The 24618-nt window shown below is 64.8% G+C and carries 15 protein-coding genes; 10 read left to right on the top strand and 5 right to left on the bottom strand.

The window, feature by feature from the left end:
• Nucleotides 1–4 precede the first annotated feature (4 nt).
• The 3 genes from DQ397_RS15060 to gnd are packed head-to-tail and all read right to left on the bottom strand — an operon-like array spanning nucleotide 5 to nucleotide 4404.
• Nucleotides 5–1864: a glycoside hydrolase family 15 protein gene (locus DQ397_RS15060; protein WP_080642109.1), complete on the bottom strand. Its 1860-nt coding sequence runs from the start codon at nucleotides 1862–1864 to the stop codon at nucleotides 5–7.
• A gap of 57 nt (nucleotides 1865–1921) precedes the next feature.
• Entirely contained in the window at nucleotides 1922–3427 is a 1506-nt protein-coding gene (gene zwf, locus DQ397_RS15055) for a glucose-6-phosphate dehydrogenase (RefSeq protein WP_043212043.1), read from the bottom strand.
• A complete protein-coding gene (gene gnd, locus DQ397_RS15050; RefSeq protein WP_043212045.1) occupies nucleotides 3424–4404 on the bottom strand; it encodes a phosphogluconate dehydrogenase (NAD(+)-dependent, decarboxylating) in 981 nt (326 codons plus the stop codon). Before gnd ends, zwf begins: the two co-directional genes overlap by 4 nt.
• 204 nt (nucleotides 4405–4608) lie before the next feature.
• Between gnd and DQ397_RS24535 the strand changes: the two genes are divergently transcribed.
• From DQ397_RS24535 to DQ397_RS15005, 10 genes are all read left to right on the top strand, one after another.
• Nucleotides 4609–4779 (top strand): DUF6026 family protein, encoded by a 171-nt coding sequence (locus tag DQ397_RS24535; protein ID WP_167358085.1) that lies wholly within the window; start codon nucleotides 4609–4611, stop codon nucleotides 4777–4779.
• Nucleotides 4780–4931: 152 nt separating this feature from the next.
• Nucleotides 4932–5390, top strand: a complete 459-nt coding sequence (locus DQ397_RS15045) for an SgcJ/EcaC family oxidoreductase (RefSeq protein ID WP_043212046.1) — start codon at nucleotides 4932–4934, stop codon at nucleotides 5388–5390.
• Between the two features lie 454 nt (nucleotides 5391–5844).
• On the top strand, nucleotides 5845–7404 hold the full coding sequence (glgA, locus tag DQ397_RS15040; RefSeq protein WP_043212048.1) for a glycogen synthase GlgA: 1560 nt from the start codon (nucleotides 5845–5847) through the stop codon (nucleotides 7402–7404).
• 15 nt (nucleotides 7405–7419) lie between these two features.
• The gene (treZ, locus tag DQ397_RS15035; protein WP_043212051.1) at nucleotides 7420–9162 is read left to right on the top strand and encodes a malto-oligosyltrehalose trehalohydrolase; all 1743 of its coding nucleotides are present in this window, start codon (nucleotides 7420–7422) and stop codon (nucleotides 9160–9162) included.
• Nucleotides 9159–11228 (top strand): 4-alpha-glucanotransferase, encoded by a 2070-nt coding sequence (gene malQ, locus DQ397_RS15030; protein WP_043212052.1) that lies wholly within the window; start codon nucleotides 9159–9161, stop codon nucleotides 11226–11228. Before treZ ends, malQ begins: the two co-directional genes overlap by 4 nt.
• Entirely contained in the window at nucleotides 11225–13999 is a 2775-nt protein-coding gene (locus DQ397_RS15025) for a malto-oligosyltrehalose synthase (RefSeq protein WP_043212054.1), read from the top strand. Before malQ ends, DQ397_RS15025 begins: the two co-directional genes overlap by 4 nt.
• A gap of 14 nt (nucleotides 14000–14013) precedes the next feature.
• The gene (locus DQ397_RS15020) at nucleotides 14014–14298 is read left to right on the top strand and encodes a DUF2934 domain-containing protein (RefSeq protein WP_043212056.1); all 285 of its coding nucleotides are present in this window, start codon (nucleotides 14014–14016) and stop codon (nucleotides 14296–14298) included.
• 90 nt (nucleotides 14299–14388) lie between these two features.
• Entirely contained in the window at nucleotides 14389–16542 is a 2154-nt protein-coding gene (glgX, locus tag DQ397_RS15015) for a glycogen debranching protein GlgX (protein ID WP_043212058.1), read from the top strand.
• 177 nt (nucleotides 16543–16719) lie between these two features.
• On the top strand, nucleotides 16720–17514 hold the full coding sequence (locus DQ397_RS15010; RefSeq protein ID WP_043212059.1) for an endonuclease/exonuclease/phosphatase family protein: 795 nt from the start codon (nucleotides 16720–16722) through the stop codon (nucleotides 17512–17514).
• A gap of 330 nt (nucleotides 17515–17844) precedes the next feature.
• Nucleotides 17845–18918, top strand: a complete 1074-nt coding sequence (locus DQ397_RS15005; RefSeq protein ID WP_043212060.1) for an autotransporter outer membrane beta-barrel domain-containing protein — start codon at nucleotides 17845–17847, stop codon at nucleotides 18916–18918.
• 87 nt (nucleotides 18919–19005) lie between these two features.
• On the opposite strand, the gene glgB is transcribed toward DQ397_RS15005, so the two are convergent.
• Together glgB and treS are read right to left on the bottom strand one after the other, a co-directional pair.
• The gene (glgB, locus tag DQ397_RS15000) at nucleotides 19006–21216 is read right to left on the bottom strand and encodes a 1,4-alpha-glucan branching protein GlgB (RefSeq protein WP_043212061.1); all 2211 of its coding nucleotides are present in this window, start codon (nucleotides 21214–21216) and stop codon (nucleotides 19006–19008) included.
• A 76-nt stretch (nucleotides 21217–21292) separates the two neighbouring features.
• Nucleotides 21293–24604, bottom strand: coding sequence for a maltose alpha-D-glucosyltransferase (gene treS, locus DQ397_RS14995; protein ID WP_043212063.1), 3312 nt, complete (start codon nucleotides 24602–24604; stop codon nucleotides 21293–21295).
• Between the last annotated feature and the right edge of the window lie 14 nt (nucleotides 24605–24618).

Genomic DNA, 24618 nt, shown 5'->3' with positions numbered 1-24618 from the left:
CCGGCTATTTGGGCGCGCTACGCGCGCCCATCGCGGTTGAGCCCGCTTCCACAGGGGTGACACTGGCGTCGGAAAACTCCGCCCGATCCCGCACCGGACACTGCGCCCGGTGCAGATTCAACGCCGTATTGATGATCCCGATATGGCTGAACGCCTGCGGGAAATTGCCCAGCATCCGCTTACCCACCGGGTCGTACTGCTCGGCCAGCAGGCCCACGTCGTTGCATAGCCCGACCAGTCGCTCATACAAGGCCTGGGCTTCTTGCTGCCGCCCGAGCAACACGTACACGTCCGCCAGCCAGAACGAACACACCAGGAACGTCCCTTCCCCCGGCGTCAGGCCGTCGCTACAGCGGTCGCTGTCGTAGCGAAGCAGCAAGCCGTTGCGCAGCAGACGCTGCTCGATCTGCGCCAGGGTGCGCAGAAAGCGTGGATCGTCTGCAGGCAGGAAGCCCGTCAGGGCGATCTGCAACAGGCTTGCGTCCACTTCCCGGGAGCCATAGGCCTGGACGAAGTACTGGCGCGTAGGGTCGAGCCCCTGTTCGCAGATTTCGCGGTGGATCTGATCGGCCACTTGGCGGTAGTGCCGGCCTCGTTCGCGGTCTTCCTCGGTGGTGTCGGCCAGGCTTGCGGCGCGGTCGAAGGCGACCCAGGCCATGACCTTGGAATGCACGAAGTGCTGCCGCCCGCCGCGCACTTCCCAGATGCCTTCGTCCGGCTCACGCCAGATGCGCTCCAGGTACGGCAGGATCGCGCGGGCAATGGCCGAGCTGCGCGGATGCCGGGGCAGGCCACCGCGGATGGCCTGGGTCATGGCATCGGCGAGCTCGCCATAGATGTCCAGCTGCAACTGCCCCGAGGCGGCGTTGCCGATACGCACGGGGCGGGAGTGCTCGTAACCGCTCAGCCACGGCAGGGTGAACTCTTGCAGGTCGCGCTCACCGGCCAGGCCGTACATGATCTGCATCTGCTCGGGATTGCCGGCGACCGAACGCAGCAGCCATTCCCGCCAGGCCTGGGCCTCATCGAAGTAGCCGAGGTTCATCAGCGCCAACAGGGTCATGGTGGCATCGCGCAGCCAGCAGTAGCGGTAATCCCAGTTGCGTTCGCCACCCACACGCTCGGGCAGGGAAGTGGTCGCGGCGGCGACAATGCCACCGGTGGGGGCGTAGGTCAGGGCCTTGAGGGTGAGCAAGGAACGGCGGACCAAGGGCGTCCAAGGGCCGACATCCGGACAGCGGGCGGCGAAGGCCTGCCACTGGGCGATGGTTGTTTCCAAGGCCTGGTCGACGTCGAAGTCCGGTTGTGGCGGCAGATGCGAGAGCTGGTGACGCAGGCTGAACACCTGGCGCTCACCGGCCAGAACGCGAAAGCGGCTGACGCTGTGATAGTCGCGCGAGTGCACAGGCTCCGTGCTGCGCAGGATCATCCGGTCAGGGCCGGCGACCGCACTGAGGGTGTGCGGGTCGAGCTTCTCTACCCAAGGGACGCTGCGCCCATAGTCAAAACGCAGTACCAGATCCATCTCGAAGGCGCTTTCGCCGGCCAAGCCTTCGACGATGCGGACCACGGCGTTGTGTTCGCCCAGGGGCATGCAATCGATGACCCGGGCGCGGCCGCTGGCAGTGGTGTAGGTGGTTTCGAGCACCAAAGTGTCATCGAGGTAGCGGCGGGTGACGGTTTCGACAAGGTCGCTGGGCGCCAGTCGCCAGCGGCCGTTCTCTTCATTGCCCAACAGCGCGGCGAACACCGCCGGGGCGTCGAAACGGGGGACGCACAGCCAATCCAGGGAGCCGTCGCGGCTGACCAAGGCGGCGCTGCGGCAGTTGCCCACTAACGCGTAGTCTTCGATCGGGGCTGGCATGGGCGCTCCTTTGCAAGACGGTCGGTTTGGGGGCGCTTTGCGCCCCATCGCAGCCCTTTATCCCAAGGTGTGCCACTCCCGCTTGTCACGCGTGAGCAGCTCGTCGCCCGCCGCGGGGCCATCTTCGCCGGCGGGGTATTCATGGACCTCCCCACCGCTGGCCCAGGCATCCAGGAACGGCTGCACGGCGCGCCAACCGTTCTCGATGTTGTCGGCGCGCTGGAACAGGGTCTGGTCGCCGGTGAGACAGTCGTAGATCAAGGTCTCGTAACCGGTCGCCGGGGTCATCTTGAAGAAGTCCTTGTAGGCAAAACCAAGCTCGACGTTTTCCATCACCAACTCAGGCCCGGGACGCTTGGCCTGCAGGTCGAACCACATGCCTTCGTTGGGCTGGATCTGGATCTTCAGGTAGTTGGGCTTGGGCCGTTCCAGTTCCGACTCGCGGAACTGCGCATACGGCGCCGGCTTGAAGCAGATGGCGATCTCGGTGTCGCGCACGCTCATGCGCTTGCCGGTGCGCAGGTAGAACGGCACCCCGGCCCAGCGCCAGTTGTCGATCATCACCTTGAGGGCAACATAGGTCTCGGTGCGGCTTTGAGGGTCGACGTTCGGCTCCTGACGATACCCGGCCAGGCGCTTGCGGCCCTGCTTGCCGGCCACGTACTGGCCACGCACGGAGTGCTTGAGGGCCATCTTCTGCGACCAGGGGCGGATGGCCCCGATCACCTTGGCTTTCTCGCTGCGCACCGCATCGGCAGCGAAGGCCGCCGGCGGTTCCATGGCGACCATGGCCAGCAACTGGAACAGGTGATTGGGGACCATGTCGCGCAGGGCGCCGGTGTTGTCGTAGAAGGCGCCACGGGTTTCGACACCGACGGTCTCGGCCGCAGTGATTTGCACGTGGTCGATGTAATGGTTGTTCCAGAACGACTCGAACAGCCCGTTGGAGAACCGGCTGACCAGGATGTTCTGCACCGTTTCCTTGCCCAGGTAATGGTCGATCCGGTAGATCTGCCGCTCGCTCATCACCCCCAACAGGCAGGCGTTGAGCGCCTCGGCGCTGGCCAGGTCGGTGCCGAAGGGTTTTTCCACCACCACCCGGCGAAAACCGCCGCCGGACTCATCGAGCAGCCCGGCATCTCCCAGACGCTGCGCCACTTCCGGGAAGAAGCGCGGCGAGGTGGCGAGGTAAAAGATGGCATTGCCATGGGCGGTCTTGTCGATGCGCTTGCCGATGGCCTCATAGGTGGCCGGGTTCAGGAAATCGCCGATCTGGTAGTCCAGACGTTTGGCCAGGCGCGCCCACACTTTGTCATCCAGACACTTGTTGGAGCCCTCCCCGCCTTTGTCGCGCTCGACCATGAAGGCATGCAGGCGCTCTGCGAACGCCTCGGCCGTGGCTGGATTGTGGTCGACACCAACGATGCGCAGGTTGCGGTCCAGCAGGCCATCGCGGCTGAGGTTGTACAGCGCCGGCATCAGCAGGCGCTTGACCAGATCGCCGTTGGCGCCGAACAGGAACAACGTGCAGGGCGGCGCGGCCGGGATGCGCTGTGCCGTCATTTGCCTTTCTCGACGTGGCCGCCGAAGCCCAGGCGCATGGCCGAGAGGATCTTGTCCCCATAGGTGCCCTGCTGCTGGCGCGAACGAAAACGGGCAAACAGCGCACTGGACAGCACCGGCACCGGCACGGCCTGCTCGACGGCGGCATCGATGGTCCAACGGCCTTCGCCGCTGTCGGACACCGAGCCACTGAACTGAGCCAATTGCGGGTCAGCCACCAAGGCGTCGGCGGTCAGGTCCAGCAGCCAGGAGGTCACCACGCTGCCGCGACGCCAGACCTCGGCGATCTCGGCCACGTCCAGGTCGAAACGCTGGTCTTCGGGCAGTTCGTTGCCGCCTTTGCTGCGCAGCAGGTCGAAGCCTTCGGCGTAGGCCTGCATCAAGCCGTACTCGATACCGTTGTGCACCATCTTCACGTAGTGCCCGGCTCCGGCAGGCCCTGCATGGATATAGCCATGCTCGGCGCGGCCATGTTCACCCTCGCGGCCCCGGGTGCGGGGGATGTCGCCTACGCCAGGGGCCAGGGCCTTGAACAGCGGCTCGAGGCGCTCGAATACGTCCTTCTCACCACCGATCATCATGCAGTAGCCGCGCTCCAGGCCCCACACGCCACCGGAGGTGCCGACGTCCAGATAATGCAGGCCCAGCTTGGCCAGCTCGGCGGCCCGGCGCATGTCGTCCTTATAGAAGGTGTTGCCACCATCGATGATCGCGTCGCCCGGCTCCAGTAGCTCGGCCAGCTGGGCGATGGTCTGCTCGGTGGGCTCACCGGCAGGCAGCATTACCCACACCGCGCGAGGTGCCTTGAGCTTCTGCACCAGCGCTCCCAGGTCGTGTGCCCCTTGGGCGCCCTCGCTCTCCAGCGTCATCACCGCGTCGCGGTTGCGGTCGTGGACCACGGTCCGATGCCCTGCGAGCATCAGACGCCTCGCGATGTTGCCGCCCATGCGGCCCAGCCCGACAATTCCCAGTTGCATGTGTCGATGCTCCCCTTACGAAATGGATGACAACGCGGTTCAGGTTTTCAGATTAGTCCAGTGCTCCGTTCGAGGGTTCACCGACGAACGGGGCGACAACGATAAACAAAAAAGTTCCCAAGGCCAGGAAAAGAATTCAGAATGCGCGCCGCGCCAAGCGTCTACGCTTGAAATTGTCACCAGCCAGAACCGCGAGGTGTTCCAATGGGTACCCTGATGCCTTCCACTCCCACCCAGACCCTCTATGTCACCGTGCGCCGTGACGAGCTGCGCCGCCTGAAGGACGAACGCGACCAATTGCGCCAGCAGGTCGCCCAGTTGAATCAGTTGCTCGAGCAGGCCCGCTGCGAAGACGACAAAGCCATTCGCATCTGATCTTTCATCGCTACTGGTGGGAGCTGATGGCTCCCACTCGACAAGATTCTCCCTTCATCCTCCGTACCGGATTCCGATAGTTCGCTGTCGCCGCCCTTCCTACAGTGGCCGCGTCGCAGGCTTGTGTTGCCTGCTTTGAGCGGAAATCGCGCATGACCTCATCCAAATACAGGTTGATCCTGACTTTCATCGGGCTTGTCGGCCTGTCGGCCCCTGCCACGGCAGCTCTGTGCAAGACCGCCAGCGAAAGGGAAGTGCTGGGGCTGTTCACGCAATGGAACGACAGCCTCAAAAGCGGCGATCCACACCAGGTCGCCAGCCTTTATCAGGACGACGCCCTGCTGCTGCCGACCGTTTCCAGGATTCCTCGCCAGACCCGTGAGGCGCGCATTGACTACTTCGAACACTTTTTGGCCAAGCGCCCCAGCGGCAAACTCGACACCTATCACCTACGCCAAAGCTGCAACGAGGCGACCCTGGCCGGTTTGTATACCTTTGATCTTGCCGCCAGCGGCCAACAAGTGGCGGCACGTTACACCTTCACCTATCGCTGGGACGGCGAACGCTGGTTGATCAGCCAGCACCATTCATCACTATTGCCCACCGATTGATCGCTGGAGTGCCTACGCACCCTTTCGCGTCCTGGGCTGCCTTTCAGGCGGCCCCTCTACCTTCGGCATTAACATCCTGTGACAGCCCGCCAACGTTTGCGCGGACCCACGGTCATCATTTAAATGACCAGCGGGTCACAAATGTAACGCAACCTCTCCTACACTCGGGATTCTGCCCGCCAAACCGTCTGGGTAACCGGACGGAAAAAAAAAGAAACTTTCCAACAAAGCGGCAGGTCAGGAACTAAGTAGGCCAATGCACAGGGGACCTCCCCGCTTCGGCCCACCCACACCCCAAACAGCTCAACTGCCTTCGGCTGGAACGCCGATTGCACGGTGCTTGTGCGCACCACTCTGGGGCATGGACCGCACTACGAAGATTTGAACTAGAGAGAACCAACACGACATAACGCCAAAGGGTGCCAGCCACCCGATACAAGGGACGGAGAGAAGTATGATCAGTGCCGCTGTCGAACCTCACGTAGATACATTCACCCCGGACAACCGCGAACCGCTGCCGCCAGGATTCGCCACGACAGCCAAGGCACCCGGCGCCCAGCGCCGTCACAACCCGCACAAACGCAAAATCCTGTTCGTCACATCGGAAATCGCCGACCTGGTCAAGACCGGGGGTTTGGGCGACGTGTCCTCGGCCCTGCCCCGGGCCCTGTCCCATCTGCACGATGTCCGTGTGTTGATTCCTGGCTACCGCCAGGTGGTCGACAGCGACAACCCCATCCATATCGTCGGCGAACTGGGTGGGCACGCGGCGCTGCCACCCTGCAAGATCGGCCGCATGGATCTGGCCGACGGCTTGGTCATCTATGTCCTGCTCTGCCCCGAACTGTACGAGCGCGACGGCACGCCCTATGGCGCCAACAATGGCCGCGACTGGCCGGACAACCACATCCGCTTCGCCCGACTGGGCCTGGCCGCTGCGGAAATCGCCGCCGGCGAAGGCATGATCCACTGGCGCCCCGACCTGGTGCACGCCCACGACTGGCCGGCAGGCCTGGCCCCGGCGTACATGCACTGGCGCGGCCTGAACACCCCGACCCTGTTCACCATCCACAACCTGGCCTACCAGGGCGTGTTCAGCCGTGCCTGCTGCCCGGAGCTGGCCATCCCTGACCATGCCCTGCAGCAGGAAGGCATGGAGTTCTACGGCAAGCTGTCGTTCCTCAAGGCGGGCCTGGCTTATTCCAGCCATATCACCACCGTGAGCGCCACCTATGCCCGGGAGATCACCACGCCCGAATTCGGCTGCGGGCTGGATGGCTTCCTGGCCAGCAAGGCGCAGCAGGGCCTGCTCGGCGGCATTCCCAATGGCATCGACGAGAGCTGGGATTCGGCCACCGACAAGCACCTGCAGCACAATTTCAGCCTCAACGACTGGGACGGCAAGGCGCGCAACGCACAAGAAGTGCGCACGCTGTTCCAACTCGAGGCATCGCAGGGGCCATTGTTCGCCGTGGTCTCGCGCCTGGTGTACCAAAAAGGCCTGGACCTGACGCTGGGCGTGGCCGACTACATCGTCAAACAAGGTGGCCAGATCGCCATTATCGGTCGAGGCGAACCTGAGGAAGAACAGGCCATGCGCGAGCTGGCCCTGCGCTACCCGGGACGCATCGGCGTGCGCATCGGCTTCAACGAAACCGATGCACGACGCATGTTCGCCGGCAGCGACTTCCTCCTGATGCCGTCGCGCTATGAGCCCTGCGGCCTGAGCCAGATGTACGCGCAGCGCTTCGGCTCGCTGCCGGTGGCGCGCAACACCGGTGGGCTGGCCGACACCATCGAGGACGGAGTCACCGGTTTCCTGTTCGACGCGTCCACTGTCGAGAGCTACCGCGAGGCCCTGAGCCGGGCGTTCTACGTGCACGGCAAGAAAGACCTGCTCAATGCCATGCGCTGCCTGGCCATGACCCAGCCCTTCAACTGGTGCCAGGCCGTGGAACCCTACGCCAAGCTGTACGAGGAGCTGGTCTGTCAGGCCCACGCTGGCCACTACTGAACGAGGGCACCGAAGATGCAAAGGCATGGCGCACACTTGCTGGACGCCACGTCGGCGCGCTTCGCCCTCTGGGCGCCCGATGCGCGCAGCGTGAGCTTGCAGCTGGAGCAACAACCTGCGGTCGAACTGCTGCCTGAAGCAGATGGCTGGTTCACCGGCCTGGCGTCTTGCCAGGCGGGCGACCGTTATCGCTACCGAATCGATGACACCCTGCAGGTGCCCGACCCCGCGTCGCGCTACCAGCCCGAGGGCGTGCAGGGACCCAGCCAAGTGGTGGACACCGCCAGCTATCCATGGCGTCACCCCTGGCAAGGCCGACCTTGGCACGAGGCGGTGATCCAGGAGCTGCATGTCGGCTTGCTGGGCGGCTATGCCGGAGTCATGCGCGAACTGCCGCGCCTGGCCGAGATAGGCATCACGGCCATCGAGCTGATGCCGCTGGGGGCGTTTCCGGGGACGCGCAATTGGGGCTACGACGGCGTGTTGCCGTTCGCCCCGCAGCACACCTATGGCAGTCCGACCGAACTGTGCCGCTTGATCGACGAGGCCCATGGCCATGGCCTGATGGTGCTGCTCGATGTGGTCTACAACCACTTCGGTCCCGACGGCAACTACCTGCACCAGTACGCCAGCACGTTCTTTCGCGAAGACCGGCAGACGCCCTGGGGAGCTGCCATCGATTTTCGCCGGCCCCAGGTGCGCGAGTTCTTCATCCAGAATGCCCTGATGTGGCTATGCGACTATCGCTTCGACGGCCTGCGCCTGGACGCGGTGCATGCCATCGACCAGCCGGACTTTCTCATCGAACTGGCCCAGCGCGTACGTGCCGCCGTGGCCCCAGGTCGTCAGGTATGGCTGGTGCTGGAGAACGAACACAACCAGGCCTCGCTGCTCGAGCAGGGCTTCGACGCCCAGTGGAACGACGACGGCCACAACGCCTTGCATGTCCTGTTGACCGGCGAAACGGAAGGCTACTACGCCGACTACAAGGATCGTCCGATCGAAAAACTGGCCCGCAGCCTGAGCGAGGGGTTTGTCTTCCAGGGCCAGGCCAACCGCCATGGCACGCCACGGGGCGAGCCCAGCGGGCACTTAGCGCCCAGTGCGTTCGTGCTGTTTCTGCAAAACCACGACCAGATCGGCAATCGGGCAATGGGTGAACGCCTGACCCGCCTCTGCCCGCCCCCGGCCTTGCGCGCGGCCACCGGCTTGCTGCTGCTGGCGCCAATGATTCCACTGCTGTTCATGGGCGATGAAGAAGGCAGCCGCCGGCCATTTCTGTTTTTCACCGATCATCACGATGAGCTGGCCGACGCGGTGCGCGAAGGTCGCCGTGCCGAGTTCGCCCACTTCGCTGCGTTCGCCGACCCTGCGCAGCGCGAACGCATCCCCGACCCCAACGCCCAGGCCACCTTCGACGCCTCGCAGCTCGCAGCGCAGGATGTGGTGGCCGGCTGGCACGGGCTGTACCAGCGCCTGCTGACCCTGCGCCGCCTGCATCTCACCCCACGCCTGCCTGGCAGTCGCGCCCTGGGCGCCACGGTACTGGGCGAACGGGCCCTGACCGCACGCTGGCGCCTGGGCGACGGTAGCCAATTGCGGATCGACCTTAACCTGGCCAGCGAGCCGCAATCGGTAGCACTGCCTCCAGTCGAGCGCTGGTTGTTGGACAGCAGCGACACCGCGCATCTCGACACTACCCTGCCCGCGCACAGTTGCGTGGTCAGCCTGCTGCCACCCGACCAGGAGGCTCCATGAGCGAATTGCCTTTGCACCGACTGGCCGCGCGGGTGGGCTTGGCCCGCGATTGGGTCGACGCCAACGACCGCCCCCAACGGGTCAGCGATGACGTCCTGCGCCAGGTGCTGGCAGGCCTTGGCCACCCGGCCGAAGACGAAACCGCTATCGCCGCCAGCCTCCAGGCGCTCGATGAGGCCGAGGATGCCGACCATCTGCCGCCGTTGCTCACCGCCGATGTGGGCCTGCCGCTGGACCTTGCGCGCTATTTCGCCCCTGGCAGCCCGGTGCAGTGCACCCTCGAGAACGGTGACCCGTTGACCCTGGCCCTCGATGGCCAGGCGCAGCTGCCGGGGGAGCTGCCCGTGGGCTATCACCAACTGAACATCGACGACCGCCCGTTCACCCTGGCGGTCGCGCCTGCGCGCTGCCATGCCTTGGACGAGGCAACCGAGCAATCACCGCCTCGGTGCTGGGGCCTTGCGGTCCAACTGTACAGTCTGCGACGCCCCGGTGACGGCGGCTACGGCGACTGCCTGGCCCTGGAGCAACTGGCCCGAGCCGCCGCGGAACGAGGCGCCGACGCCTTGGCGATCAGCCCGATCCACGCCTTGTCGGCGATCGACCAGCGCCACTACAGCCCCTACTCCCCCTCCAGCCGCCTGCTGCTCAACACGCTGTACGCCAGCCCCGCCGCACTGCTGGGCGAGCGGGAAGTGCGCATGGCGATCGAGGCGTGCCAGTTGCAGCCGCTGCTCGACGAGCTCGAGCAACTGCCGCTGGTGGACTGGCCCCGCGCCGCCGAAGCCAGGCAACAGCTGCTGCAGGCGCTGTACAAGGACTTCAGCCGGGGCGCTCACCCCCTGCAAAAGGACTTCGACAGCTACCGTGAGGCCGGTGGCCAGGCCCTGTTGCACCACTGTTGGTTCCAGGTGCTGCAGGCCGAAGCGGTAGCCCGAGGCCTGGGTGCTGACTGGCGCAACTGGCCATCGGCCTGGCACGACCCTTATCACCCGGAGGTGGAAGCCTTTGCCAGCGCCTGCCCGGCCCAGGTCGAGTTCCATGCCTTCTGCCAGTGGCTCACCGAACGCGGCCTGCAACGCGCCCAGGAGGCCGCGCGCGGCAACGGCATGGCCGTGGGCCTGATCGCGGATCTCGCCGTGGGCGCCGACGGCGCCGGCAGCCAGGCCTGGAGCCGCCAGGACGAGCTGCTGGCCGATCTCAAGGTCGGCGCCCCTCCCGATATCCTCAACCGCCAAGGCCAGGATTGGGGTATCTGCGCCTTTTCTCCGGAAGGCCTCAAGCGCAACGGCTACCGCGCCTTCATCGAAATGCTGCGCGCCAACCTTGCCCACGCCGGCGGCTTGCGTATCGACCACGTCATGGGCCTGCGCAGGCTGTGGCTGATCCCGCGGGGGGCGCGCCCCAGCGAGGGCGCCTACCTGAACTACCCGCTGGACGACCTGCTGCGCCTGCTGGCCCTGGAGTCGGTGCGCCACCGGGCGGTGATTTTGGGTGAAGACCTGGGCACGGTGCCCGAAGGCCTGCGCGAAACCCTGGCGGCCAAGGCCGTGCTGGGCATGCGCGTGCTGCCGTTCGAGCAACAACCGCCGGGGCATTTCAAACCGATTCTCGACTGGCCGGACCACGCCCTGGCCACTACCGGCACCCACGATCTCGCCCCCTTGGCCGGCTGGCTGCAAGCGCGCGACATCGACTGGAGCCATCGCCTGCAACTGGTGGACGCGGCCGCCGAGCTGCATTGGCGCCACACCCGCCAACGGGAGCGTGATGGCCTGCGCCGCACCTTGGAGCAGAACTATGGCGCCCTGGCTGACGACGACGCGTTGATCGACGCGGCGATCCGCTACGTCGGACATACCCGTGCCCCCCTGGTGCTGGTCCCCCTGGAAGACTTGCTGGGCTGCGACGAACAGCCCAACCTGCCCGGCACCACCGATGGCCACCCCAATTGGCGTCGCCGCTTCGCCCGCCCGGTGCGCGAGCTGCTTGACGACGAAGACGCCGCCCGCCGCCTGGAGCTGCTGGCCCAAGCCCGCGAACAAGCCTGGGAGCGTGACCGATGAAACCCTTGACCGCCACGGTGCGCCTGCAATTGCACAGTGACTTCACCCTGGACGATGCGGTGCCCCTGGTGCCCTACTTCGCCCGCCTAGGGATCAGCCACCTGTACGCTTCGCCCATCCTCAAGGCCCGGGCGGGCTCGCGCCACGGCTACGACGTGGTCGACCCGACCCAAGTCAATCCGGAGCTGGGGGGGGAAGCGGCGCTCGAACGCCTGGTCGCCGCGCTGCGCCAGCATGGCATGGGGCTGATCCTGGACACGGTGTCCAACCACATGGCCGTGGGTGGCGCCGACAACCCTTGGTGGCAGAGCCTGCTGGCCTGGGGCCGGCGCAGCCCCTACGCAGAATTCTTCGACATTCAGTGGCACTCCAGCGACCCGCTGCTGGCCGGGCAACTGTTGCTGCCGTTCCTGGGCAGTGACTACGGCGTGGCGTTGCACAACGGCGAGATCCCGCTGACGTTCGACAGCGACCAAGGCGTGCTGCAAGTCGCCCATTACGAGCACCGTTTCCCCATCTGCCCGCTGGACTACGGGCAAATCCTCGGCCAGAGCGAACACCCCGCTTTGCAAGCATTGGCTCAACACTTCAGTGCCTTGCGCGAGGCCGCCGATCCGTTGACCGACGCCCTGCCCCTGCAGGCCGAGCTGGCGCGCCTGGTTGGCGAAGGCGCAAGCCTCGACGGCGCCCTGGCCGCGTTCGACAGCCGCACCGAAGCGGGTCTGAAACGCCTGCACCTGCTGCTCGAACACCAGACCTATCGCCTGGCCAGCTGGCGCACTGCGGCCGATGACATCAACTGGCGGCGTTTTTTCGACATCAACGAATTGGGCGGGCTACGCGTGGAGCGTGCGGTGGTGTTCGAGGCAACCCACGCCAAGCTGTTCGAGCTGATCGAACGAGGCCTGGTGGACGGCCTGCGCATCGACCATATCGACGGCCTGGCCGATCCTCGCCAGTACTGCCGCAAGCTGCGCCGACGGGTCGAGCGCCTGCTCGCCCGCCGCCCTGTGCAGGCCGCCGTAGCGCATTTTCCGATCTATGTGGAGAAGATCCTCGGGGCAGGCGAGCACCTGCATCTGGACTGGCGCACCGACGGCACCACCGGCTACGAGTTCATGAACCAAGTCTCGCTGTTGCAGCACGACCCGGCCGGCGAAGCCCCTTTGACCGAGCTGTGGAGCAGTATCAGCGAACGCCCGGACTTTCCCGAGGAAGTGCGCCAGGCTCGCCACTTGGTGCTCAATGCCAGCTTGGCCGGCGATTGTGAGTCCGTGGCCCAGGCCCTGTTGCAGGTGGCCCGTGGCGACCTGATGACCCGCGACCTGACCCTCGGCGCGATCCGGCGGGCGCTGCAGGCGCTGGTAGAGCATTACCCGGTGTACCGCACCTACATCAATGCCTGCGGCCGTCCGGCCGAAGACGAAGCGTTCTTCCAACACGCCCTGGCCGGCGCCCGGCAGAGCCTGGCTGAAGCCGACTGGCCACTGCTCGATCATCTGCAGCACTGGCTGGGCGGCCAACCCTGGCGCCAACTGCCCCGTGGCCTGCCCCGCAAGCACCTGCGCCATGCCTGCGTGCGCTTTCAGCAATTGACGGCACCGAGCGCGGCCAAAGCCGTGGAAGACACTGCGTTCTATCGCTCAGGACGCCTGCTGTCGCGCAACGATGTGGGCTTCGAAGCCGAACGGTTCAGCGCCGATGCCACCTGGTTCCACAACGAGGCCCAGCGGCGCCTGCGGGACTTTCCCGACAACCTGCTGGCCACCGCCACCCACGACCACAAGCGCGGCGAGGACTGCCGCGCGCGCCTGGCGGTGCTGAGCGAACACGGCCCCTGGCTGGCCAGCCGGGTGGAGCACTGGCGCGAGCTCGCCACACCACTGCGCCAGTCATTGAACGACGGCCCGGCACCGAGCCCGGCGGACGAACTGCTGCTGTACCAGACGCTGATCGGCAGCTGGCCGCTGGAGCTGGACCTGCAGGACCTCGGAGCCTTGGGCCGTTATGCCGAGCGGGTCCGCCAGTGGCAGCAGAAGGCCCTGCGCGAGGCCAAGCTGCGCAGCAGCTGGAGCGCACCGAACGACGCCTACGAGCAAGCCTGCGCGACCTACGTTGACGAGCTGTTGCTGGGGCCGCAAAACCAACAGTTGCGCCGCTCGCTTCACGACGCCGCGCAGCACATCGCCTCTGCCGGCGCACTCAACGGCCTGGCTCAGTGCCTGCTGCGCATGACCAGCCCCGGCGTACCGGATCTCTACCAAGGCAACGAGTATTGGGACCTGAGCCTGGTCGACCCGGACAACCGTCGCCCGGTGGACTACGCCGCGCGCCGCGCGAGCCTGGACGACAGCGTGCCGCTGGCCGAGCTGCTGGCGCATTGGCGCGATGGGCGTGTCAAGCAGGCGCTGATCGCCCGGGTTCTAGATGCCCGCCAGGCCCATCCGCAGCTGTTCCAACGCGGCGCCTACCTGCCTTTGACCGTGCATGGCCGGCACGCCGACAAGGTGCTGGCGTTCGCACGCCTGGGCGAGGATGCCCGGGCCATCGTGGTAGTGCCGCGCCTGTGCGCCCCCCTGCTCGGCGACGCCCCTGTGCCCTTGATCCCAGCGCAGAACTGGGACGATACACGGCTGATCTTGCCGTTTGCCTTGTCGTCTGCCACTTGCTTGGGACTTTTTTCCAGTGCGGCTGTCAGCCCTTCAAAGGAGCTGTATTTGAATACTGTGCTGGCGGAGTTTCCGGTCAACCTGCTGATACAACAATCTTGAACACCAGGAGCGTCATGATGAGTGCCGATGAAAAACGTATTCGCGAATTCGCCTACCAGATCTGGGAGTCGGAGGGTAAACCCGTAGGTCAGGAAGAACGCCACTGGGAGATGGCGCGCAAACTGGCCGAGGCCGAGGCGCTGGCGCCCAAGGCGACCCCGCGCAAGAAGGCGGCGGCCAAGCCCAAGGCAGCGGCTGAACCCAAAGCGCCGGCCGAGCCGAAAGTGGCTGCCTTGCCGGGGGTCAAGCCGGCTGCGGCGAAAAAGCCAAAGGCTGTGAAGAAACCCACTGCAGGCTGAGCCTGTACCGAACCCTTTCGCGGGTTTGCCCGCGAAAGGGCTGGCATAGATGCATCGGTACATCCGTCCACCAGGCCAACGAGGACTGTCATGAGCCCCCGCACCCCGAAGAAAACCCGCTCCGTCGCTCCCTCACGCATCCGCGAAGGCTTGCCCTTCCCTCTTGGTGCCACCTGGGACGGTCTGGGCGTCAACTTCGCCCTGTTCTCGGCCAATGCAACCAAGGTCGAGCTGTGCCTGTTCGACTCCACCGGCGAACAGGAGATCGAACGCATCGAGCTCCCCGAATACACCGATGAGATCTACCACGGCTATCTGCCCGACGCGCATCCCGGGCTGGTCTACGGTTACCGGGTCCATGGCCCGTACGAACCGGAGAATGGTCACCGCTTCAACCCCAACAAGCTGCTGATCGACCCCTACGCCAAGCAACTGGTGGGGAATCTGAAATGGTCCGAGGCACTGTTCGGGTACACCATCGGCCATCCCGATGGCGACTTGTCCTTCGACGAGCGCGACAGTGCGCCCTTCGTACCCAAGTGCAAGGTCATCGACCCGGCCTTCACCTGGGGCCGCGACCAGCGGGTGCAGATCCCTTGGGAGCGCACCATTCTCTACGAAGCCCATACCCGTGGCATCAGCATGCGCCATCCGGCGGTACCGGAAGAACTGCGCGGCACCTTCGCGGGCCTGGCCAACGATGAGCTGCTCAAGCACATCAAGGACCTGGGCGTGTCCTCCATCGAGCTGCTGCCGATCCACGCCTTCGTCAACGACCAGCACCTGCTGCAGAAGGGCCTGAACAACTACTGGGGCTACAACAGCATCGCCTTCTTCGCGCCTCACCCCAAGTACCTGGCCAGCGGCAAGGTCGCCGAGTTCAAGGAGATGGTCGCGCACCTGCACGATGCTGGCCTGGAGCTGATCCTGGACGTGGTCTACAACCACACCGCCGAGGGCAACGAGCTGGGGCCGACGCTATCCATGCGCGGCATCGACAACGCCTCCTACTACCGGCTGATGCCCGACGACAAGCGCTACTACATCAACGACTCCGGCACCGGCAATACCCTCGACCTGAGCCATCCCTGCGTGTTGCAACTGGTCACCGACTCACTGCGCTACTGGGCCGGCGAGATGCATGTCGATGGTTTTCGCTTCGACCTGGCGACCATCCTGGGGCGCTATCACGATGGCTACAGCGAGCGTCACAGTTTCCTGGTGGCCTGCCGCCAGGACCCGCTGCTGAGCCAAGTCAAGCTGATCGCCGAGCCCTGGGACTGCGGCCCGGGTGGCTACCAGGTCGGCAACTTCGCCCCCGGCTGGGCAGAATGGAACGATCGCTTTCGCGACACCGTGCGCGCCTTCTGGAAAGGCGATGAAGGCCAGCTGGCGGACTTCGCCTCACGCATGACCGCCTCGGGCGACTTGTTCAACAACCGTGGCCGGCGGCCCTATGCCTCGGTCAACTTCGTCACCGCCCACGATGGCTTCACGCTGCGCGATCTGGTGTCGTACAACGACAAGCACAACGAGGACAACGACGAGAACAACCAGGACGGCACCGACAACAACCTGTCCTGGAACTGCGGTGTCGAAGGGCCTACGGACGACCCACAGATCAACGCCTTGCGCATGCGCCAGATGCGCAACTTCTTCGCCACCCTGCTGCTGGCCCAGGGCACGCCGATGATCGTCGCCGGCGACGAGTTCAGCCGCACCCAGCACGGCAACAACAATGCCTACTGCCAGGACAGCGAGATCGGCTGGATCAATTGGGATCTGGACCAGGAAGGCACCGAACTGCTGGCCTTCGTCAAACGCCTGACCCGGCTGCGCCTGGCCTACCCGGTGCTGCGCCGTTCGCGGTTCCTGGTGGGCGACTACAACGAGGCGATCGGGGTCAAGGACGTCACCTGGCTGGCGCCCGATGGCAATGAAATGAGCGTGGAGCAATGGGAAGATCCCCATGGCCGCTGCCTGGGCATGCTCATGGACGGCCGCGCCCAGGTCAGTGGCATTGCCCGGCCCGGCGGCGAGGCGACCTTGCTGCTGATCGTCAACGCCTACCATGACACGGTGCCCTTCCAGCTGCCCTCGGTGCCCGAGGGCGACTACTGGAGCTGCCTGGTCGACACCGACCGGCCACAGATGCGTAAGCCTCAGCACCTGGCCTTCGACACGCTGTTCGAGGTCAAAGGGCGCTCATTGCTGCTGATGGCGCTACAGCGCGAAGAAGAGTGATAGGCCTGTCTCACTGGCTTGCGAAAAGAGCCGCATAAGTATGTACACCTGATGCCTCTTGGAGAGTGAACCCAGGCGAGCAAGATCTGTCCGAATCAGTGTCTGTTTGTGCGAGTGGCCCTGACGTCGGCATGCCTGCGATGGGGCATTCAACCCCGCAGTTCTTGAGGAGCCATCGTGAGCCCCGAAGCCGGTAGTCCAGGTTTCGCCAGCGTCAGCCAAGCCCCAGCCGTTCATCGGCTGCGGGTGCTGACGGTCAATACCCACAAGGGCTTCACCGCCTTCAACCGGCGCTTCATCCTGCCAGAGCTGCGCGAGGCTGTGCGCAGTACCCAGGCCGACATCGTGTTTCTCCAGGAAGTGCTCGGCAGCCATGACCGCCACGCCGCGCGCTACCCGGGCTGGCCACAGACGTCCCAATACGAGTTTCTTGCCGACAGCATGTGGAGCGACTTCGCCTACGGTCGCAACGCGGTCTATCCCGATGGCCACCACGGCAATGCCTTGCTGTCGAAGTACCCGATTCTCGAACACCGCAACCTCGACGTATCGATCACGGGCCCCGAGCGCAGGGGCCTGTTGCATTGCATCCTCGACGTGCCCGGCCAACGCCAGGTGCATGCCATTTGTGTGCACTTGTCGTTGCTGGAAAGCCATCGGCAAAAGCAACTGCACCTGTTGCGCCGTTTGCTCGACAGCCTACCGGCCGATGCCCCGGTGATCATCGCGGGCGACTTCAACGACTGGCAGCTGCGCGGCAATCGCACCCTGGGGGCTCAGCGTGATCTGCACGAAGCATTCGAGCGCCACCACGGCCTGCTGGCACGCACCTATCCGGCCCGCCTGCCGCTGCTGCGCCTGGACCGCATTTACCTGCGCAACGCCGAGAGTCATGCCCCGCGAATCCTCGGGCACAAGCCTTGGACGCATCTGTCCGATCACCTGCCCTTGGCGGTGGAGGTGCGTCTTTAGCAATGATTCGGCATAGTCCAACCACGGCAAAGAACCAACCTCGATATCGATAGCTGAATTTCCAGCCAAATCATTCGGTTACGACCCTCATCGACATACCGACAAGTCTTTCACGCTTTCTTGACGCAGGCGGCGACGTCTCCTTAGCTGAACTCTACAACGTGTCGTAAAAAATTCGCGCCGGGCCTCTAGCGTGCACCTTTGTGCGTACCTGCGAGCCCAGGCGTGCTGGTTTGGGTCGCCCTCTGTTTTTGTGTCGTACAGCTCGTGACATCAGGCCAGATCCTTGGGCTGTACCAACACACAACAACACAACAGAGGAGATCCGCCATGAAAAGAACCTCGAACCCCTGGCGCTTCGACGCGATTTTCTGTGCGGTTTCCACGTCGCTGCTCCTGGCAACCCCGGTGGAAACCTTCGCGTTCGAACTGCAGGAACAGGCCTCCTTCGCTGGCCTGTTGCAGCCGCCGGCCGTGCCGCAGCTCTCCCTCGATCCGGTGACCGCCAGCGGCCTGAGCCTGGGCACCCTGAGTGCATTTTCCGAGCGCATGAGCGAACGCCACGGCCAGGCGGCCCCGGACCTGGTCGCCAGCCAGTGGTCGCAGTTCTTCCCGGATGCCACAAGACCCGGCGCCCAAGTGCCCGCGCAACTGGAGGCGCCCAGCCAACAATTGACGATCGGCCCGGACCTGTTCGTGCGTGAAACCAACGGCAATGTGCATCGGGCGGGGATTTTCGTGGGCCACAACAACCTGCAAAGCAGCTTCAACGGCATGCGCCGGTTGCTCGGCGACAAGCAGAAGAATGCCGTTAACCTCAGCGGCGAAAGCCTGGGGGTGTACTGGAGCATGACCCATGAGCAAGGCTGGCACGTCGATGCCGTGGCCATGGGCACCCGCATCGACGTCAATGGCCGTGGGGAGAGCGGCCAGCGATTGGACGACAGCGGCCATGCGATGACCTTTTCGGTTGAAGGTGGATACCCCATCGGCCTGGGCGGTGGCTGGGTCATCGAGCCCCAGGCGCAGTTGATCAACCAGCAGTTCTTCCCCGGCAACCGGGCACAGGAAGAAACCCTGCAGGCATTCGACAGCCAGCCGAGCTGGAGCGGCCGGGTCGGTGCCAAATTGTCGGGGCGCTACACCGTACGCGGGATGCCCATCGAACCCTACGTGCGGACCAACGTGTGGTACGACTTCACCGACTCGGACACCGTAAAGCTGGACCAGGTCGACAAGATCTCCAGCTCCCGGTACTCGACCACCGTGGACCTTGGCTTGGGATTGGTGGCGCGGGTCACGCCGAAAGTAGCGCTGTTCGTCAGTGCCGACTACAGCAGCGATGTGGACGGCAATGACCTCAATGGCCTGATTGGCAGCCTGGGCGTGAGAATGCGCTGGTGAGACTTCGGGGCTGCCTTGCAGCCCCATGTCCTCAATCGATGGAACACCTCAAGACTTAAGGGGCCGCTTTGCGGCCCCCGGTACAGCTCAGGCCGGTTTCATCACCAGAACCCCCAACGGCGGAAGGTTCAAGGCCAGCGATAGCGGCTGCCCATGGCTGGCCACCTGCTCACTGGCCACCGCTCCCAGATTGCCCACATTCGACCCGGCATACAGCTCGGCATCGCTGTTGAGCAACTCCTGCCAGCGCTCGCCGAACGGCACACCGATGCGGTACCCCTCACGTGGCACCGGGGTGAAGTTGGCCACTACCAGCAACGGCTCCCCGGCGCTGCTCCAGCGCAGCCAGGCATACACGCTGTTGTGCGCGTCATCGCCGATCAGCCACTGGAAGCCCTGGGGCTGGCAATCCTGTTCGTGCAGCGAGGGCAGCTCGCGGTACAGGCGGTTGAGGTCGCTCACCAGGCGCTGCACGCCTTGGTGCTCGGGGTACTGCAGCAGGTACCAATCCAGCTGGTGGTCGTGGTTCCACTCGCGCCACTGGCCGAACTCGCAGCCCATGAACAGCAGCTTCTTGCCGGGGTGGGTCCACATGAAGGTGAGGTAGGCGCGCAGGTTGGCGAACTTCTGCCAGCGATCGCCGGGCATCTTGTCGATCAGCGAATGCTTGCCATGGACCACTTCATCGTGGGAGATCGGCAGGATGAAATGCTCTGAGTACGCGTAGATCAGCCCGAAGCTCATCTCGTTGTGGTGATACGCACGGTGCACAGGGTCGTTCTGGATGTAGTGCAGCGTGTCGTGCATCCAGCCCATGTTCCACTTGTAGGCAAAGCCCAACCCGCCCTGCTGCACCGGCTGGCTGACCCCGGGCCAGGCGGTGGACTCTTCGGCGATGATCAAGGCGCCCGGTGCCTCGACGGCGGCGACGCCGTTGAGGTGGCGGATGAAATCGATGGCTTCGAGGTTTTCACGGCCGCCGTGGCGATTAGGCACCCACTCGCCGGCCTTGCGCGAGTAGTCGCGATACAGCATCGAGGCCACGGCATCGACCCGCAGGCCATCGATGTGGAAGTGTTTGAGCCAGTGCAACGCCGAGGCCATCATGAAACCGCGCACCTCGTTGCGCCCCAGGTTGTAGATCAAGGTGTTCCAGTCCTGGTGGTAGCCCTCCAGGGGGTTGTCGTATTCGTAGAGTGCGGTGCCGTCGAAGCGAGCCAGGCCATGTTCATCGGTGGGGAAATGCGCCGGAACCCAGTCCAGCAGCACGCCGATGCCACCTTGGTGGCAGGCATCGATGAACGCCGCGAAGTCCTCGGCGCTGCCGTAGCGCGAGGTGGGTGCGAACAGCGACAGTGGCTGGTAGCCCCAGGAGCCCCCGAACGGGTGCTCCATGATCGGCAGCAGCTCGATGTGGGTGAACCCTAAATCCTGCACATAGGGCACCAGGCGCTCGGCCAGTTCACGCCAGTTGTAAAAGCGCGACACCTCGCCGGCGTCGTCCAGCTCGCAGCGCCAGGAGCCGGCATGCAGCTCGTAGATCGACAGCGGCGCGTCGTAGGCGTGACGCGCGGCGCGCTGTTGCATCCAGTCGTGATCCTGCCAGGCGTGCTGCAGGGGGCCTGACACCTTGGACGCGGTGCTCGGCGGCAACTCGGTGGCGCGGGCCAGCGGGTCGGCCTTGAGCGGCAGCACACCGTCCTGGCCGAGCACCTCGAACTTGTAGGCCTCACCGATACCCAGGCGTGGCACGAACAGCTCCCACACGCCGGCGTCGTGGCGCAGGCGCATGGGATGGCGGCGCCCGTCCCAGTTGTTGAAATCGCCCACCACCGACACGCGCCGGGCATTGGGTGCCCACACCGAGAAGCACACCCCATCGATGCCATCGGCACACATCGGCTGGGCGCCGAAACGCCCGGAGAGATCGCGGTGGTTGCCTTCGGCGAATAGGTACAAGTCCATTTCGCCCAGTTGCGGGCCGAAACTGTAGGGGTCCTCGGTGATCTGCTCACCTCCGGCCCAACCGATGCGCAGCAGGTACGGATGGGCTTCGTCCAGGTGCGCGGTGAACAGCCCCGGCAGGCTGCCCTGCACCATTTCGGCCAGCACACGCCCATCATGGCGCGCCAGCACCTGGACGTTCAGCGCAGTGGGCAGGAAGGCCCGGACGAACAGCCCTCCTGCACCATCGGCGTGGGGCCCCAGCACCGCAAAGGGATTGGCGTGCTCGGCGCGGGCCAGGGCGTCCAGATCCCGTTGCCGAAGGCCGCCGTTATCACGCGTGGTTGCATTCATCTCACTGCCCCTATCCGTTGTTGTTTGAAGTAAATAACCCGCTCCCACAGAGGAGGCCTATCGCCTGTCATGAGGCCTAGCCCTCCCCCCACGTACTGATTAGCCCATGCAGTCCATGCAAGGGCACAGCCAACCAGCCTGGCCGGTTCTCGGCTTCGTAGATGATTTCGTAGGCGGCTTTTTCCAGGCAGAACAGCTCCAGTGCGGCGCGCTCGCCCTCGGCCTGCTCCCAGGCGTGGGGCATGGCGGCGGTGGCCAGGCCATAGGCTTCGACGAAGGCATGACGCGACTGATGCAGGTACTGCCGGGCAACTCGCTGCCGAGCCTGGCGTGCAGCGTCGGAGAGGTCTACCGCCGAGGCGCTGCGCAAGATCATCGCTGCAGCATAGTCGAAGGAGCGCAACACGCCGCTGACATCCTTGTACGGGCTGTGCTTGGCCCGTCGCTCCTCCAGCGGCCGGGCAGGCTCGCCTTCGAAATCGATCAGGTACGCATCGCCCTGCACCACCAAGACCTGGCCCAGATGCAGGTCGCCGTGCACGCGCATCAGCAGACCGCCTTGGGCCTGGCGGGCCAGGGTGTCGATGTGCTGGGCCAAGCCCTCGCGTTGTTGCGCCAGGTCGTCGACCAGGGCCTGGCTGTCAGGGTCCAGGCTGTCGCGGTGCCGGGCCAACAGGTCCAGGGCGTGGTCCAGTTGCGCGCTGACCTGCGTGCTCCAGCGGGTGCTGTCCTCGGTGGCGCTGGGGCGCGGCGCGAAAGCCTCGTCATCACTGGGTGCGGCCAGCAACAGGTGCATCTCGCCCAGTCGCTGGCCCAGCAACGCGGCAAAGCCTGTGAGTTCCACCAAGGCGTCGGTGTGCGCCTCGGGCTCGACGCTGGCCGGCTCCATCTCGTCGCGCACGGCGCGCTCCAGGGTGTTCTGGGTCCAATCCCAGGCGTCGCCCTGGTTGTTCAGATAGCCTTGGGCAATCATCAGCAGATGCGGCGTGCCTTGATCATCGACCCGGCTGACCCAGCCGAGCAACGGCGAAATGTTGGCAAAGCCGGCGGCCGTCAAATACGCGCTCATCTCGAGCTCCGGATGAATGCCTGGATTGACCCGGCGGATCAGCTTGAGCACCAGGCTGCCGCCTACCACCACCGAGCTGTTGGACTGCTCGGCGCTAAGGTAACGCACTTCGCTTTCTTCATTGAGCGCAAGGCTGGCCAGTTGTTCGGTGCAGTCGAAACGCAGTTCGCCCGTACCACACGGCAGACGCGTGCGGGCCTGGCAGTTGCTGAGCACGGCGCGAATGAACGGCTCGAGCACGAAGGCGTCGGTGATCAGCCCCACCTGGCGGCCACGGCGCACCCGCGAAAGCGCCAGCTGCTGGGGCAAGGCGCTGTTGATCTGCTCCTCGGGCAGCAGGCCGAACGGCAGCTGGTAATGCTGCACCACACCCTCGCTGTGCACCTGCAGCTCACTGAGCAGCACCGGCGTGGTGGCCGTGGCCAGGCGCACGCCATAGCTCAGGCGCACCTGATCGATCGGCCCCTGCTTGCCGGCGAACCAGCGCCGCTTGGGCAGGTACTGGGGCAAGATGGTGGTTTCCAGGGTCTCGCTCGAGGGTGCGTCGAGCAGTTCCTCCATGCGCTTGCGCAGCACGAGGGTGGTCAGCTCCGGCAAGCCTTCGCTCGGCTCGATGTGCCAGCTGGGCATGCGATCGCGCGAAGCCAGCAGGAACCAGTAGAAACCATAGGGCGGCAGGGTGAGCAGGAACGGCAACTGGCCGATGGGCGGGAAGGCACTACCGCCGAGCATCTCCACCGGTACTTTGTCGGCGTAGGCCGACAGCTCCAGCTCGGCAGCCTGGGCCGCCCGCGAAACGTTGGCCACGCACAGAACGATCTCGGTGTTGCCCTCACCATCGGTGTACTCGCGCAAATAGGCGAGGATGCGTCGATTGCTGGGGGTGAGCATTTTCAGGGTGCCACGGCCAAAGGCTTTTTGCTGCTTGCGCACGGCGAGCAGGCGGCGGTTCCAGTTGAGCAGCGAATGCGGATCGTGGGACTGGGCCTCGACGTTGACGGTCTGGTAGCCATAGAGCGGGTCCATGATCGGCGGTAGCACCAGGCGCTGCGGGTCGGCGCGGGAGAATCCGCCGTTGCGGTCCGGCGACCACTGCATGGGCGTGCGCACGCCATCGCGGTCGCCCAGGTAGATGTTGTCGCCCATGCCCAATTCATCGCCGTAGTACAGGGTCGGAGTGCCAGGCATCGACAGCAACAGACTGGTGAGCAGTTCGATACGCCGACGGTCACGCTGCAGCAGCGGCGCCAGGCGACGGCGGATGCCAAGGTTGATGCGGGCGCGGCGGTCCTCGGCATAGTAGTTCCACAGGTAGTCACGTTCGCGGTCGGTGACCATTTCCAGGGTGAGTTCATCGTGGTTGCGCAGGAAGATCGCCCATTGGCAGTTGGCGGGGATTTCCGGGGTCTGGCGCAGGATGTCGGTGATCGGGAAGCGGTCTTCCATGGCCAGGGCCATGTACATGCGCGGCATCAGCGGGAAGTGGAACGCCATGTGGCATTCGTCGCCATCGCCCTCGCCGAAATAGGGGCGGGTGTCCTCGGGCCATTGGTTGGCCTCGGCCAGGAGCATGCGGTCGGGGTAGTTGGCGTCGATCTCGGCACGGATCGCCTTGAGTACCGCGTGGGTTTCGGGGAGGTTCTCGTTGTTGGTGCCGTCGCGCTCGATCAGGTAGGGGATCGCATCCAGGCGCAGGCCGTCGACGCCAAGATCGAGCCAAAAGCGCATGACGCCGATCACGGCCTTCATCACTTGCGGGTTGTCGAAGTTCAGGTCCGGCTGGTGCGAATAGAAACGGTGCCAGAAGTACTGGCCGGCGACCGGATCCCACGTCCAGTTGGACTTTTCGGTGTCCAGGAAGATGATCCGCGTACCGTCGTATTTCTGGTCGGTGTCCGACCACACGTAGAAGTCCCGCGCCTTGCTCCCAGGTTTGGCGTGGCGGGCGCGCTGGAACCAAGGGTGCTGGTCGCTGGTGTGGTTGATGACCAGCTCGGTGATCACCCGCAGGCCGCGTTTGTGAGCCTCGGCGATGAAGCGCCGGGCATCGGCCAGAGTGCCGTAGTCGCTGTGCACGGCCTTGTACTCGGCGATGTCGTAGCCGTCATCGCGCCGTGGCGAGGGGTAGAACGGCAACAGCCACAGTGTGTTGACGCCCAGCTCGGCGATGTAGTCGAGCTTGCCGATCAGCCCGGCGAAATCACCGATGCCGTCATTGTTCGAGTCGAAGAAGGACTTGATGTGCAGCTGATAGATCACTGCGTCCTTGTACCACAGCGGGTCGTCGATGAAGGCTTGTGGGCGGGAACGCTTGGCCATGGGCGACTCCTTTC

The sequence above is a fragment of the Pseudomonas sp. CK-NBRI-02 genome (genome assembly GCF_008124495.1).
Taxonomy (GTDB): Bacteria; Pseudomonadota; Gammaproteobacteria; order Pseudomonadales; family Pseudomonadaceae; genus Aquipseudomonas; species Aquipseudomonas guariconensis.
This window is presented reverse-complemented; position numbering and strand designations above follow the sequence as displayed.